Here is a 14,143-nt window from a genome sequence, read left to right as displayed (position 1 = left end):
TCCTTAGCGAGTCCATTTATCTAAATAAGACAAAGGTAATAACTCAACAACGATGCCTACCTGATATTAATAATGGCAGGATTATTTTAAGTCGGGTAAGTCGTTGTATAAGCCCTGTTTAATTCCCGCTAATGGAATAAGGTTATTAACCGCAGCGGCATAATTTACTGCGGCAACCCAGCCATCATAATTGGCATTTATTTCAGCCGATTGCGCCTGAAAGACATCTTGCTCGACGGTTAATAGATCATTCAGACTGCGTTTACCTAATTTATATTCATTTTGGTACACATCTCGCGTTTTGTGTGCGCTTTCGGATTGCGCTAAACCGGCTTCTTCGCGCCCCCGTGCGCCAGTCCAGTTGGCATACGCCACCGATGCCCGTTGTAATACATCCAGTTTTGCCTGTTCGACCTGCGAGGCGGAGATTTTTTGTTGCCCTTCGGCCTGTTGTACCTGGGCTGAAACCGCGCCGCCCTGATACAACGGCGCGTTAACGTTCAGCTGTAACTGGTCGTCCCAGTACGAGCGATCGCTGGTCTGGTAGCGCGTTTTACCCCCCTGAATACTGAGCGTCGGCCAGTATTGCGCTTTGGTTTTTTCCACGCCGTACTGTGCCGACTGGCGTAAATTTTCTGCCGCCAGCACCAGCGGAATGGACTGGTAATCAATATTTTTTAGCGATACCGACTGCTCGGCTAATTCCGCAGGTGGCGCGGCTATCGCCTCCGGCTGTACGCCAGTCAGCACCGCCAGTTGCGCTTTGGCGCTCGCCATTTGCGCCTGATATTGCTCCAGCGTCGAGCGCATTCCGGCAATGCGTGTCTGAGCCTGCAATTCATCAGAAGATGAATTCAGGCCGGCGTTGGCGCGCAGTGCCGCCATGTTGTAGACATTTTCCAGCGAGTGAATATTGCGTTGAGCCGCATCGCACAAAGCCTGATAACGGCTAACTTCCATATAGGTGGTCGCCGTTTTCTCTGCGACATCGGTTAGGGTTGCCATCAATTTAAAGCGGTAGCTGTCACGAGCGGCAGTTTGCAGTTTGATATCGTTGTTCGTTTTACCAAAGTCATATACTAGCTGCGTCAGGGTTATGCCATACGAAACGTTGTTATCAAGCCTGCCGCTGGAGTCCGTTTGTCGGGACGGCCCCGCGTTACCGGTTAAGCCAATGTGCGGATACCAGGCACTTTTGGCTTCATCGATTTGCGCTTCGCCAATACCTATCTGCGCCGCCTGTTGGGTGACGTCGGGGTTTCGCGCAAATGCGCGTAATATACTTTCCTGTAAGGATAAACTGGCAACTGGCGTAACCGCAGGGGCGTTAGCCCATTGTGGTAATGGCGCTGCAAGCGCGTTTTCTCCCATCACAATAAAACTTATTAAAAATATCAGGCATTTATTTTTACGGTTTTTTAATTGTAATCGCGCCATAGATAAGTCACTTCCTTCCAGGTCATTATTTTAACTGGTTTTTATAACCAGCCTCATTTTATTTAAGAAGGGTAATAACTTGTGCATCTCTTTCGTTTTTATTCCCCCTATTAAAAGAAATGCAGCTAAAAATCTTATACGTTATTTATTAAGAATACACTACGAGTTTCAGATTACCATCATCCGCATTGAGAATAATCTATAGGAAGAAGTGATAAGAATCACAGTTTTATCCTGTATATACCATTTTTTTGTGACTTATTTATTAAAGGTATAAGACGGAGGATTTGATTAAGAAAAAATAAAGGCGCAGCGCAGAAAGCACTGCGCGCAGGTAGATTTTATATGGTTTTATTCCGTTTCATTACCATTGCCACAATAAGGCTTAGTAATAGTGCGCCAATAATCCACATTAGTGCGCTGCTGCCCTGGGACCATAAACTGTAAATAAAACCGATGATTACCAACAGCATGACCAGCATACCGACAATGAGAATTGGCAACGAGGCGTGAATATCATGACGCAGACGGATCGCCACCACAAACACCGCAAGGTAGCAGATCAAAAAGGTGGCGCTGGCAACGCTGGCCAGGGAACCTAAATTAAGCGCCGCCGTCATCAGCATGATCAACACCACGATGATGATGTTACCCCACGTACTCTGCCGCCACAGGGATCTATTCATTATCTTTGGCAACTCGCGCTCGCTGCCCATGTTGTCCATGATATTAAACACCGCAAACAGGTTTGCGTTGATGGCTGATGCCGTCGCCAGCAAGGCACCTATCACCACTATCACATAACCCACATGCCCGAGCAGTGGAGAAGCAGCCTGCGCTACGGCGGTATCAGCATATTTTTCTAACTCTAATGCCGAAACATCACTAAGCAGTACCAGTGCCAGGGAAATATAGAGCAGCGTGGTAACGCCTATCGCCAGCAAAAATGCTCGCGGCATAATGACCGCCGGATCTTTCACTTTATCCGCCGCGTTCGCCATCATGCCAAAGCCCGCATAGGCGAGGAAAGTAATCCCGATGCAGGAGAAGAACGCGCCGGAGCTGGGGGGCGCAGAGACGGAAATATGCGCCGGTTGCAGCGACCAGACGCCCGCAATAATCAGCAACAGCAGGATCATCATTTTGATGCCGACAAGGATCACTTCCAGCCGCCCTACCGCATGGTTGCTTAAAGAGTTGAACAGCGTCATCAGGGCAATGATCGCCAGCGCGTAGAGCAAAATAAGATGCTCATCCTGGCTGCCCTCATGCAAAAACTGCACGGCATAAGCACCAAAGGCACGGGCAACCATCGCGATGCTCACCGCCAGCGTCATCAGGTACAGCAACGAGAGCGCCAGCGAAAAAACACCGTTGCCTAATCCCCGGCGAAAGAAGTCAATAATCCCGCCATTGCTGGGATAACTTGCGCCAAGGCGCGCATAGGCATATCCAGAAAACATCGCCACAATGCCGCCAAAAGCAAAAGCGACCCAGGTCGAGGCTTCCATTAGCAACGCCGCCTGCCCCAGCAGGGCAAAGATCCCCGCCCCTACCATCGCCCCGATGCCTATGGAAACCACATTCCATAGTCCCAGGGGTTTGTCACCGTTATTACCTTCCGTGTTCATCATGATCAGCCCTTAAACACGTTATAGCCGAGTTGTTTAGCGACCGATGCCACCATTTTTTGTCCACGAACACTGTTGCCTTCTTCATCCAATGGTGGCGAGAACGCGGCAATACCCATCACACCTGGCACTACTGCCAGAATGCCGCCACCGACGCCGCTTTTGCCGGGTAAGCCAACGCGATACGCCCAGTCACCGGAGCGACCATACAGCCCTTCCATCATCATTTCGGCCAGGATGTACGGCACATTGTCGGCCTGAAGAACGCGTTTTTGGCTTAGCGGATTAACACCGCCCGCCGCCAGCGTCGCGCCAAGCGTAGCCAGTTCAACGGTATTGATAAGCGTGGAGCACTGGCGGGTGTACACGTCGCAGGCTTCCATCGCATCACAATAGAGATATCCGGAGGAATACAGCAGCCAGGCAATCGCCCGGTTGTGGAAGTTGGTGGTCTGTTCCGACTGGTTTACTTCCTCAGAGAGCACCACCTGCTCACCAGCAAGTTGTTGTTGGATATGTAAAATTCTCTGCCAGCGTTGTTCAGCATTATCGGCTTTGATCAGACTGGTAGTGGCGATAGCGCCAGCATTCACCAGTGGCGACAATGGCTTGCCACCATGAAGTTCTAAGGCAATAACTGAGTTAAAAGGCAATCCGGTCGGGTCAGCGCCAATTTTGTCCTGTACCGCCTGCGGGCCGACATCTTCCAGCGCGAGGGCTAAAGTACAGACTTTCGAGATGGACTCCAGCGCAAAGCGGTAATCGCTATCACCCGCGCGATAGATATTGCCATCGCAAGTCACAATAGCTACCCCCGCCAGTTGGCTGGGGACATTCGCCAGAAAGGGAATGTAATCGGCATTTTGCCCGCCGTTAAGTGAGTGAAATTGGGTATATGCCTGATCCACTGCCTGCTGTAAATTTTTTGCATCTGACATCTGTTGTTAACTCCTTTTTATAGATGCGGGAGGCTATTCCTCATCCCGATGCCAATTTTCAGGCATCCTGATTTAACTTAGCACCCGCAACTTAACCACAGGAAAACAAAGAGATAAATGTCTGATCCTGATGCAAATTGAGCCAATTTTTTAATCTCTACCGCGTTTTCATTGCGCGACGAAATAATTTCTTGACCTTCCCCTTGCTGGAAGGTTTACCCTTTATCACAGTCAGTCAAAACTGTCTTAAAGGAGTACGTTATGTCACAAACTATCGACCTGACCCTGGACGGCCTGTCCTGCGGTCACTGCGTTAAACGCGTGAAAGAAAGTCTCGAACAGCGCCCGGACGTTGAGCAGGCAGAGGTGTCAATTACGGAAGCGCACGTCACCGGTACTGCCAGCGCGGAACAGCTTATCGAAACCATCAAGCAAGCGGGTTATGACGCATCTGTAAGCCACCCAAAGGCTAAACCGCTGGCGGAGTCATCAATCCCGTCGGAAGCACTGACAGCGGTTTCTGAGGAGCTTCCGGCAGCAACCGCCGATGACGACGATAGCCAGCAGTTGCTGTTGAGCGGCATGAGCTGCGCCAGCTGTGTCACCCGCGTACAAAATGCGCTGCAAAGCGTACCGGGCGTCACCCAGGCACGGGTAAACCTGGCGGAGCGCACTGCGCTGGTGATGGGCAGTGCCTCCGCACAAGATTTAGTGCAGGCGGTGGAAAAAGCAGGCTACGGCGCGGAAGCGATTGAAGATGACGCTAAACGCCGTGAGCGCCAGCAAGAAACTGTCGTCGCAACCATGAAACGCTTCCGCTGGCAGGCAATTGTCGCCCTGGCGGTGGGTATCCCGGTAATGGTCTGGGGGATGATCGGCGATAACATGATGGTCACCGCCGACAACCGCAGCCTGTGGCTGGTAATCGGTCTGATAACGCTGGCGGTAATGGTTTTCGCGGGCGGGCATTTTTACCGCAGTGCATGGAAAAGCCTGCTCAACGGCGCGGCGACGATGGATACGCTGGTGGCGCTGGGTACTGGCGTGGCGTGGCTCTATTCGATGAGCGTTAACCTGTGGCCGCAGTGGTTCCCGATGGAAGCGCGGCATCTTTATTACGAAGCCAGCGCGATGATTATCGGTCTGATCAACCTCGGTCATATGCTGGAAGCGCGTGCACGCCAGCGTTCATCGAAGGCGCTGGAGAAATTACTCGATTTAACCCCACCGACGGCGAGACTGGTCACTGACGAAGGTGAAAAGAGTGTGCCGCTGGCAGACGTTCAGCCAGGTATGTTGCTGCGCCTGACAACCGGTGACCGTGTGCCGGTGGATGGCGAAATCACTCAGGGCGAAGCGTGGCTGGATGAGGCGATGCTGACGGGCGAACCTATTCCACAGCAAAAAGGCGAAGGCGACAGCGTTCATGCCGGGACGGTGGTGCAGGACGGTAGTGTGCTGTTTCGCGCCAGCGCAGTCGGCAGCCATACCACGCTGTCGCGGATCATTCGCATGGTGCGCCAGGCCCAGAGCAGTAAGCCAGAAATCGGTCAGTTGGCGGATAAAATCTCTGCCGTATTTGTACCGGTGGTAGTGGTGATTGCGTTGATCAGTGCGGCAATCTGGTATTTCTTTGGGCCAGCACCGCAAATTGTTTATACCCTGGTGATTGCCACCACGGTGCTGATTATCGCCTGTCCATGTGCGCTGGGGCTGGCAACACCGATGTCGATTATTTCCGGCGTCGGGCGCGCGGCAGAATTTGGTGTGCTGGTGCGTGACGCCGACGCATTGCAACGTGCCAGCACGCTCGACACCGTGGTGTTCGATAAAACCGGGACGCTGACCGAAGGTAAACCGCAGGTTGTCGCAGTAAAAACGTTTTCTGATGTTGATGAAGCGCAGGCGTTGCGTCTGGCGGCGGCGCTGGAGCAAGGTTCCAGCCATCCGCTGGCACGGGCGATCCTCGATAAAGCAGGCAATATCACGCTGCCACAGGTCAATGGCTTCCGCACATTGCGCGGACTAGGGGTAAGTGGCGAAGTGGAAGGCCATTCACTGCTGCTGGGGAATCAGGCGCTGTTAAATGACCAGCAAGTCGATACGAAAGCGATTGAAGCTGATATTTCAGCCCAGGCATCACAAGGCGCAACGCCGGTGTTGCTGGCCGTTGATGGCAAAGCGGTGGCTCTGTTGGCGGTACGCGATCCATTGCGTAGCGATAGCGTGGCGGCGCTGCAACGCCTGCATAAAGCAGGATATCGTCTGGTAATGTTAACCGGCGATAACCCAACCACCGCCAATGCGATCGCCAAAGAAGCAGGGATTGATGAAGTGATTGCGGGTGTATTGCCGGATGGTAAAGCCGAAGCGATTAAACGTCTGCAAAGCGAGGGACGCCAGGTGGCGATGGTGGGCGACGGCATTAACGACGCGCCGGCGTTGGCCCAGGCGGATGTAGGTATTGCGATGGGTGGCGGCAGTGATGTTGCCATTGAAACAGCGGCGATTACCCTGATGCGCCATAGCCTGATGGGGGTTGCAGACGCACTCGCCATCTCCCGCGCGACGCTGCGCAATATGAAGCAAAACCTGCTTGGCGCGTTTATCTACAACAGTATCGGTATTCCGGTCGCCGCCGGTATTTTGTGGCCGTTCACCGGAACGCTACTTAACCCGGTAGTTGCCGGAGCGGCAATGGCGCTCTCGTCGATTACCGTAGTGAGTAACGCCAACCGGTTGCTGCGGTTTAAACCGAAGGAATAAGTACGTCATTGCGGATGCGCTGCTTTAGGGTGGCGCATCCGTTATGGGGAAATTATTCTACGCGACCTTCTTTGCTCGCTTTTCACGGCGTGCCAAATATTCAGCCGCTGTTTCAATCCGTCCCAATTCTTCCTGGGTGCGCATGTTGTTTTCAACTTCCCAAAGATCAACTGCCGCCTGGAGGTTTAGCCAAAAATCGACTGTGGTATCAAAAACTTTCGCCAGACGAAATGCCATATCCGTTGTGAGTTTACGATTGTTATTAATCAGTGCACTGACGCTATTACGATGAACATGTAGCAACTCTGCTAACTCATTGATTTTCAAATCGAACGGTTCCAGATATTCATAGAGCAGAATATCTCCGGGTGTCGTCGGTTTTCTTGTTGCCTGTTTCATGGTTTTACCTTTCTCGTCATCGCGACAGCTATGTTTTAGTAGTCGTGTGGATCTAAATACAATTCTTCGGCCTTGCCATTAACCCATTTAAAAATCAGTCGGTACTGTTTATTCACTCTAATGGAGGAGTATTCCTGCAATTTCCCCGATAACTCTTCGTACCGGTTCCCTGGTGGGGAACGTAAATCCCGATGAGAAGTTGCAGCATTAATGATGTCCAATTTTCTTGATAACGCGTTATGGATTTCAGCAGGGATCTTTCGATGTGGCGTTGAGTGGACAAAAAAATCAGCCAGCCAGGCATCACGAAAACTCCTTATGTTGATTTTTTGATCCATTCCATTCTCATCTCCTTGTCCATTATTTAATCATTATAATGCACACAAGCACTGTGCACAAGTGCAACAATCAACTCCATTTGCGCCATCCCTCCCCGCGCGCTAGCATGATATTTCACAAAGGGAGGTCGTATGGATCTGTTGTACCGGGTAAAAACACTTTGGGCCGCGCTGCGCGGTAATCATTACACCTGGCCTGCCATCGATATCTCTCTCACCGGCAATCGCCATTTTCATCTGATTGGCAGTATTCATATGGGTAGCCACGATATGGCTCCTCTACCCGCCCGTTTGCTTAAAAAGCTCAAACAAGCCGATGCGCTGATTGTCGAGGCGGACGTTTCCACCAGCGATACGCCTTTTGCTAATTTACCTGCCTGCGAGGCGCTGGAAGAGCGCATCAGCGAAGAACAATGGCAAAATCTGCAGCACATCAGCCAGGAGATGGGCATTTCTCCGTCGCTCTTTTCTACCCAACCACTGTGGCAAATCGCGATGGTTCTTCAGGCGACGCAGGCGCAAAAACTGGGGCTGAGGGCTGAATATGGTATCGATTACCAGCTATTGCAGGCGGCGAAACAACAACATAAAACCGTGATTGAACTGGAAGGGGCAGAAAACCAGATTGCCATGTTGCTCCAGCTCCCCGACAAAGGACTGGCGCTGCTGGACGATACGCTGACCCACTGGCATACCAACGCACGGCTACTACAACAAATGATGAGCTGGTGGCTGAATGCGCCGCCGCAAAATAATGAAATAACACTGCCCAATACGTTCAGCCAGTCGCTGTACGACGTGCTGATGCATCGGCGAAATCTTGCCTGGCGGGATAAATTACGCGCTATGCCACCGGGGCGCTATGTGGTCGCGGTCGGTGCGTTACATCTTTATGGAGAAGGGAATTTGCCACAAATGTTGCGCTAAAAAAATGGCCAATATCGCTATTGGCCCGTCAAAGAGGAATTTCATATTTTTATTATTATGCCGTCACTTTAAGCGACGGTGTAACTCGATTGTCGCTCAATCTCACCATCCTGCCAATACTATTAGGCAAGATGACTCTTTTTTTTGAGCCGCCATCAGGCGTATGCTTTCTCCGTTTTTTGTTTGAGGCAGGAAAATTACGATGACACCCGCAGTTAAATTACTCGAAAAAAACAAGATTTCATTCCAGATTCATACCTACGATCACGATCCGGCTGAAACCAACTTTGGCGATGAAGTGGTCAAAAAATTAGGGTTGAATGCGGATCAGGTGTACAAAACGCTGTTGGTCGCAGTGAACGGCGATATGAAACATCTGGCGGTGGCCGTTACGCCTGTCGCCGGCCAACTGGATCTTAAAAAGGTAGCAAAGGCGCTGGGTGCCAAAAAAGTGGAAATGGCCGATCCGATGGTCGCGCAGCGTTCGACGGGATATCTGGTTGGGGGAATTAGCCCACTGGGGCAGAAAAAACGTCTGCCGACGATTATTGATGCCCCCGCGCAAGAATTTGCCACTATTTATGTTTCCGGCGGCAAGCGCGGGTTGGATATTGAACTTGCGGCAGGCGATCTGGCGAAGATCCTCGATGCCAAATTTGCCGATATCGCCCGCCGCGATTAAGCATTGTGCCGGATGCGAACATCCGGCACTTTCAGATTACTGCCAGCTTACCTCACCTTTCGGCTCATACGCACTCGCATCCAGCGGCGAGTTTTTCTGGATATAGTCTTTCAGCACTTCGGCATCAATAAAGCCGGTATTCACATAGCCCGGTTTGTTATCAAGGCGCGGATAACCATCACCGCCGGTGGCATTGAAGTTTAATGTCGCCATACGGTAAGTTTTTGCCGGATCGACCGGTTCGCCTTTGATTTTCAGGTCGTTCAGTTTGCCGTCTTTCGCCACAAAGCTGACGTTGGCAAATTGCGGATAGGCACCGGAATCTGGTTTCATTTGCGCGACGGCGGTGAGGTAATCAATCACCTCTTTACCGGTCATGTCGGCATACACCACCACATTGCCGAACGGCTGCACTTTCAGCACATTTTTATAACTGATGTTACCCGCGTCGATGGAGTCACGAATCCCATCTCCGCTCATCACCGCAAAGTCGGCGCCAGTGCGATCCATTTGTGCTGCCAGAATCAACCGTCCCATATTGGTCTGTACGAAACGAACTTTGCTGCGGTCGCCTTCAAGGCGGTCACTAACCTCACCAATTTTCACTTCCAGTTGCGCTTTGCCTTTGTTCTGGAACGGGGATAACAGCGAGATCATTTGCTGGTTTTCAGCGATTTCCGGGGTGTACAGCACGCGTTCGCTTTTTCCGTCTTCCCAGGTCACTTTTTTCTTCAGGTTCACCGGAATCAACTGGTAATTGACCATTTTCATTTCGCCATTGCGAAACTCAAAATCGGCTCGTCCCACGTACTTGCCCCACTCATGCGCCTGGACAATCCAGATGCCGTTTTGTTGATCCGGCTTACAAGGCGTACCCGGCACGTAATCCACCTGTTTTTTATTTTCTGCTGCCATGCAGACCGGATCTTGCGAGTGACCGCCGACGATCATCGCCAACGATCCGGCAGGCAGGCTGCGCGCCATCTCTACATCGCCCGGTGCGTTTGAACCGTGTTCACCATTGTCGTAATGCCCCATATGCGTGGCTGCAATAATAATGTCTGGCTTTTCTGTCTGTTGCAGCTCCTGAATCACCAGCTTCGCTTCATCGGCGGGCTTACGAAATTCGATATCAGTGAAATATTCCGGGTTACCAATTTTCGCCGTGTCATCGGTCGTCAGGCCAATTACCGCGATTTTCAGATCCTGACGCTTAAACAACGCCCAGGGTTTAAACAGGCGCTCGCCGGTACTTTTTTGATAGATATTGGCGGAGAGCAACGGGAACTTTGCCCATTTTTCCTGCTGACGTAATACGGTGAGCGGGTTATCAAATTCATGATTACCGATTGCCATCGCGTCATAACCCACCAGATTCATGCCGCGAAAATCCGGTTCGGCGTCCTGTAAATCTGATTCCGGTACACCAGTGTTAATGTCACCACCTGAAAGTAACAGCACGCTACCGCCTTCAGCCGCGACTTCTTTGCGGATACCATCCACCAGCGTTTTTTGCGCCGCCAGACCATATTCGCCATATTCATTACGCCAGAAATGACCGTGGTGGTCGTTGGTATGAAGTACCGTAATTTTGTAGGTTTTATCCTGCTCATAAGCCTGGGCGGTTTCACTCGCCAGTGTAAATGCGGCTAATAATGCTAATGCCACACCCCGCTGCAAAAACTTCATATTTCTCTCTCCCTGACCAGATATCAACGTGTTGAAAATTAGTATGACGCGACATAATAGACAAGTCTGTGTTCGGTGATGGTAAATCTACATGCAAAAATGGAAATTCTGTATTAAGCATTGAGACTTCCTTCAGACAGCGCATACAGGTATGTTAGTCGGGTAATAATCACAAATAAGATAATTCTTTACATCGCAACTCTGAAAAAGTGACTTTCCTATGGCAATGAGTGAACAAACCCAGCCTGCGGCGGGCGCGGCTGCATCGACCACTAAGGCTCGTACATCATTTGGTATTTTAGGCGCAATCAGCCTCTCGCATCTGCTGAACGACATGATCCAATCGCTAATTCTGGCGATTTATCCGCTGCTTCAGTCAGAGTTTTCCCTGACGTTTATGCAGATTGGGATGATTACCCTCACCTTTCAGCTCGCCTCTTCGCTGCTGCAACCGGTAGTCGGCTACTGGACAGATAAATACCCAATGCCATGGTCATTACCGATTGGCATGTGCTTTACCATGAGCGGCCTGATACTGCTGGCGCTGGCGGGTAGTTTTGGTACGGTTCTGCTGGCGGCGGCGCTGGTCGGTACGGGTTCGTCGGTCTTTCACCCGGAATCTTCCCGCGTGGCGCGTATGGCGTCTGGTGGACGTCATGGCCTGGCGCAATCTATCTTCCAGGTGGGCGGTAACTTTGGCAGTTCGTTGGGGCCATTGCTGGCGGCGGTCATCATTGCCCCTTACGGCAAAGGCAACGTTGCATGGTTTGTGCTGGCGGCGTTGCTGGCTATAGTGGTTCTGGCGCAAATCAGCCGTTGGTACTCTGCACAGCATCGGATGAGTAAAGGCAAACCGAAAGCAATAATAATCAATCCACTGCCGCGTAATAAGGTCGTACTGGCTGTTTGCGTGCTGTTAGTGCTGATTTTCTCGAAATATTTCTATATGGCGAGCATCAGCAGCTATTACACCTTTTATCTGATGCAAAAATTCGGATTATCCATCCAGAATGCCCAGCTTCATCTGTTTGCCTTCCTGTTTGCCGTCGCAGCGGGTACGGTGATTGGCGGGCCTGTCGGGGATAAAATTGGTCGAAAATATGTAATTTGGGGCTCTATCCTCGGCGTTGCGCCGTTTACGCTGATTTTACCCTACGCCAGCCTGTACTGGACGGGGGTTTTAACGGTGATTATTGGATTTATCCTCGCCTCGGCGTTTTCTGCCATTCTGGTCTACGCTCAGGAGCTACTTCCGGGGCGTATAGGCATGGTTTCTGGACTGTTTTTTGGTTTCGCTTTCGGTATGGGGGGGCTGGGTGCTGCGGTTCTGGGGCTTATCGCCGACCATACCAGTATCGAGTTAGTTTATAAAATCTGTGCTTTCCTTCCACTTCTTGGTATGTTGACCATATTCTTGCCTGATAACCGGCATAAATCCTGATTTCCAGGCAGCCAAAGGTAAACTTTGGCTGCTTCATTTTACAGTAGCCATAAGCCTTTCCTCTTCCTACACCTTATCACTTTTCCGATCCGTGCCTTTTTTGCGGTTAATTCCATTTTTCTGCAAAATTCAACAATTATTCATAAACATCAACTATGAAATTGTCATAAACTATTACCTGTAATTTTGGTTTTCCCAGCCAAAAATGGACAACAACCACCAGGAACAGGAGACGGAATGCATCACGCCACCCCGCTTATCACCACCATTGTTGGCGGCCTTGTGCTCGCTTTTATCCTCGGCATGATTGCTAATAAACTGCGTATTTCTCCTCTGGTGGGATATCTGTTAGCAGGCGTGCTGGCAGGACCTTTTACTCCAGGGTTTGTTGCCGACACCAAACTGGCACCAGAGCTGGCGGAGCTGGGCGTTATTCTGCTGATGTTCGGCGTCGGTTTGCATTTTTCGCTCAAGGATTTGATGGCGGTAAAGTCCATCGCCATTCCCGGCGCGATCGCCCAGATAGCGGTAGCGACGTTGCTGGGTATGGCTCTTTCTGCCGTGATCGGCTGGTCGTTAATGACTGGCATTGTGTTCGGTTTGTGTCTTTCTACCGCCAGTACCGTGGTACTGCTGCGTGCGCTTGAAGAACGGCAGTTGATAGACAGCCAGCGCGGGCAAATCGCCATCGGCTGGTTGATTGTGGAAGACCTGGTAATGGTTCTGACGCTGGTGTTGCTGCCCGCAGTGGCTGGAATGCTGGAACAGGGCGACGTGGGCTTTGCGACGCTGGCGGTTGATATGGGAATCACCATCGGCAAGGTGGTGGCATTTATCGCCATTATGATGTTAGTGGGTCGCCGTCTGGTGCCGTGGATTATGGCGCGAAGCGCAGCAACCGGTTCGCGAGAACTGTTTACCCTGTCGGTGCTGGCGCTGGCATTAGGCATTGCTTTTGGTGCGGTAGAACTGTTTGACGTCTCCTTTGCACTCGGCGCGTTCTTCGCCGGGATGGTGCTGAATGAATCCGAACTTAGCCACCGCGCGGCGCATGATACACTGCCATTGCGCGATGCGTTTGCGGTGCTATTTTTCGTCTCCGTTGGGATGCTATTTGATCCGTTAATTCTGATTCAGCAACCGCTGGCGGTGCTGGCAACGCTGGCGATTATTCTGTTTGGTAAATCGGTCGCGGCGCTGTTCCTCGTTCGGTTGTTTGGTCACTCCCAGCGCACGGCGTTAACCATCGCCGCCAGCCTCGCGCAGATTGGTGAGTTCGCGTTTATCCTAGCGGGGCTGGGAATGGCATTAAATTTACTGCCGCAGGCCGGGCAAAACCTGGTACTGGCAGGCGCGATCCTGTCGATTATGCTCAACCCGGTGCTGTTCGCGCTGCTGGAAAAATATCTGGCAAAGACCGAAACGCTGGAAGAACAGACGCTGGAAGAGGCTATCGAAGAAGAGAAGCAGATCCCGGTGGATATTTGCAACCATGCGCTACTGGTTGGCTACGGTCGTGTAGGCAGTCTGCTGGGGGAGAAATTACTCGCCTCTGATATTCCGTTAGTGGTGATTGAAACATCACGAACCCGTGTCGATGAACTGCGTGAGCGTGGCGTTCGCGCGGTACTGGGCAACGCGGCGAATGAAGAGATTATGCACCTGGCGCATCTGGAGTGCGCAAAATGGCTGATTCTGACCATTCCTAACGGTTACGAAGCTGGCGAGATTGTGGCCTCTGCTCGCGCCAAAAACCCGGATATTGAGATTATCGCCCGCGCCCATTATGACGATGAGGTGGCGTATATCACCGAACGTGGCGCGAATCAGGTGGTGATGGGTGAGCGTGAAATCGCCCGTACTATGCTGGAACTGCTGGAAACGCCACCGGCGGG

Annotated in this window: 11 protein-coding genes; 5 read left to right on the top strand and 6 right to left on the bottom strand. The window is 51.5% G+C overall.

Annotated features, from left to right (window positions below):
- Positions 1-81: 81 nt before the first annotated feature.
- From A7589_RS20220 to glsA, 3 genes are all read right to left on the bottom strand, one after another.
- Positions 82-1,437, bottom strand: coding sequence for a TolC family outer membrane protein (locus A7589_RS20220; RefSeq protein WP_000113316.1), 1,356 nt, complete (start codon positions 1,435-1,437; stop codon positions 82-84).
- Between the two features lie 341 nt (positions 1,438-1,778).
- The gene (locus A7589_RS20215; RefSeq protein ID WP_000982145.1) at positions 1,779-3,071 is read right to left on the bottom strand and encodes an APC family permease; all 1,293 of its coding nucleotides are present in this window, start codon (positions 3,069-3,071) and stop codon (positions 1,779-1,781) included.
- A 2-nt stretch (positions 3,072-3,073) separates the two neighbouring features.
- Entirely contained in the window at positions 3,074-4,006 is a 933-nt protein-coding gene (gene glsA, locus A7589_RS20210; RefSeq protein WP_001278187.1) for a glutaminase A, read from the bottom strand.
- Between the two features lie 261 nt (positions 4,007-4,267).
- On the opposite strand from glsA, the gene copA reads away from it, so the two are divergent.
- A complete protein-coding gene (gene copA / locus A7589_RS20205) occupies positions 4,268-6,772 on the top strand; it encodes a copper-exporting P-type ATPase CopA (RefSeq protein ID WP_000084003.1) in 2,505 nt (834 codons plus the stop codon).
- A 57-nt stretch (positions 6,773-6,829) separates the two neighbouring features.
- Here the strand turns inward: copA and A7589_RS20200 are convergent, their stop codons facing one another.
- Entirely contained in the window at positions 6,830-7,171 is a 342-nt protein-coding gene (locus tag A7589_RS20200; RefSeq protein WP_000806437.1) for a HigA family addiction module antitoxin, read from the bottom strand.
- A 35-nt stretch (positions 7,172-7,206) separates the two neighbouring features.
- The gene (locus A7589_RS20195) at positions 7,207-7,509 is read right to left on the bottom strand and encodes a type II toxin-antitoxin system RelE/ParE family toxin (RefSeq protein ID WP_000372162.1); all 303 of its coding nucleotides are present in this window, start codon (positions 7,507-7,509) and stop codon (positions 7,207-7,209) included.
- A 132-nt stretch (positions 7,510-7,641) separates the two neighbouring features.
- On the opposite strand from A7589_RS20195, the gene A7589_RS20190 reads away from it, so the two are divergent.
- Together A7589_RS20190 and ybaK are read left to right on the top strand one after the other, a co-directional pair.
- On the top strand, positions 7,642-8,436 hold the full coding sequence (locus tag A7589_RS20190) for a TraB/GumN family protein (RefSeq protein WP_000365168.1): 795 nt from the start codon (positions 7,642-7,644) through the stop codon (positions 8,434-8,436).
- A 202-nt stretch (positions 8,437-8,638) separates the two neighbouring features.
- A complete protein-coding gene (gene ybaK / locus A7589_RS20180) occupies positions 8,639-9,118 on the top strand; it encodes a Cys-tRNA(Pro)/Cys-tRNA(Cys) deacylase YbaK (RefSeq protein ID WP_000186623.1) in 480 nt (159 codons plus the stop codon).
- 36 nt (positions 9,119-9,154) lie between these two features.
- Here the strand turns inward: ybaK and ushA are convergent, their stop codons facing one another.
- On the bottom strand, positions 9,155-10,807 hold the full coding sequence (gene ushA / locus A7589_RS20175; protein WP_108188985.1) for a bifunctional UDP-sugar hydrolase/5'-nucleotidase: 1,653 nt from the start codon (positions 10,805-10,807) through the stop codon (positions 9,155-9,157).
- Positions 10,808-11,027: 220 nt separating this feature from the next.
- Here ushA and fsr point away from each other — a divergent pair, with 220 nt between their 5' ends.
- Both fsr and ybaL read left to right on the top strand, forming a co-directional pair.
- Positions 11,028-12,248 carry a fosmidomycin MFS transporter gene (gene fsr, locus A7589_RS20165; RefSeq protein WP_001251623.1) on the top strand — a complete coding sequence of 407 codons (1,221 nt, stop codon included), beginning with the start codon at positions 11,028-11,030 and terminating at the stop codon, positions 12,246-12,248.
- A 237-nt stretch (positions 12,249-12,485) separates the two neighbouring features.
- A partial coding sequence (gene ybaL, locus A7589_RS20160) for a YbaL family putative K(+) efflux transporter (protein WP_108188984.1) occupies positions 12,486-14,143 on the top strand: 1,658 nt, incomplete at its 3' end.

This window comes from Escherichia sp. MOD1-EC6475, from assembly GCF_003046645.1.
GTDB lineage: Bacteria > Pseudomonadota > Gammaproteobacteria > Enterobacterales > Enterobacteriaceae > Escherichia > Escherichia ruysiae.
The sequence above is the reverse complement of the archived record's forward strand: the minus strand, read 5'-3'. Positions and strand labels throughout refer to the sequence as shown.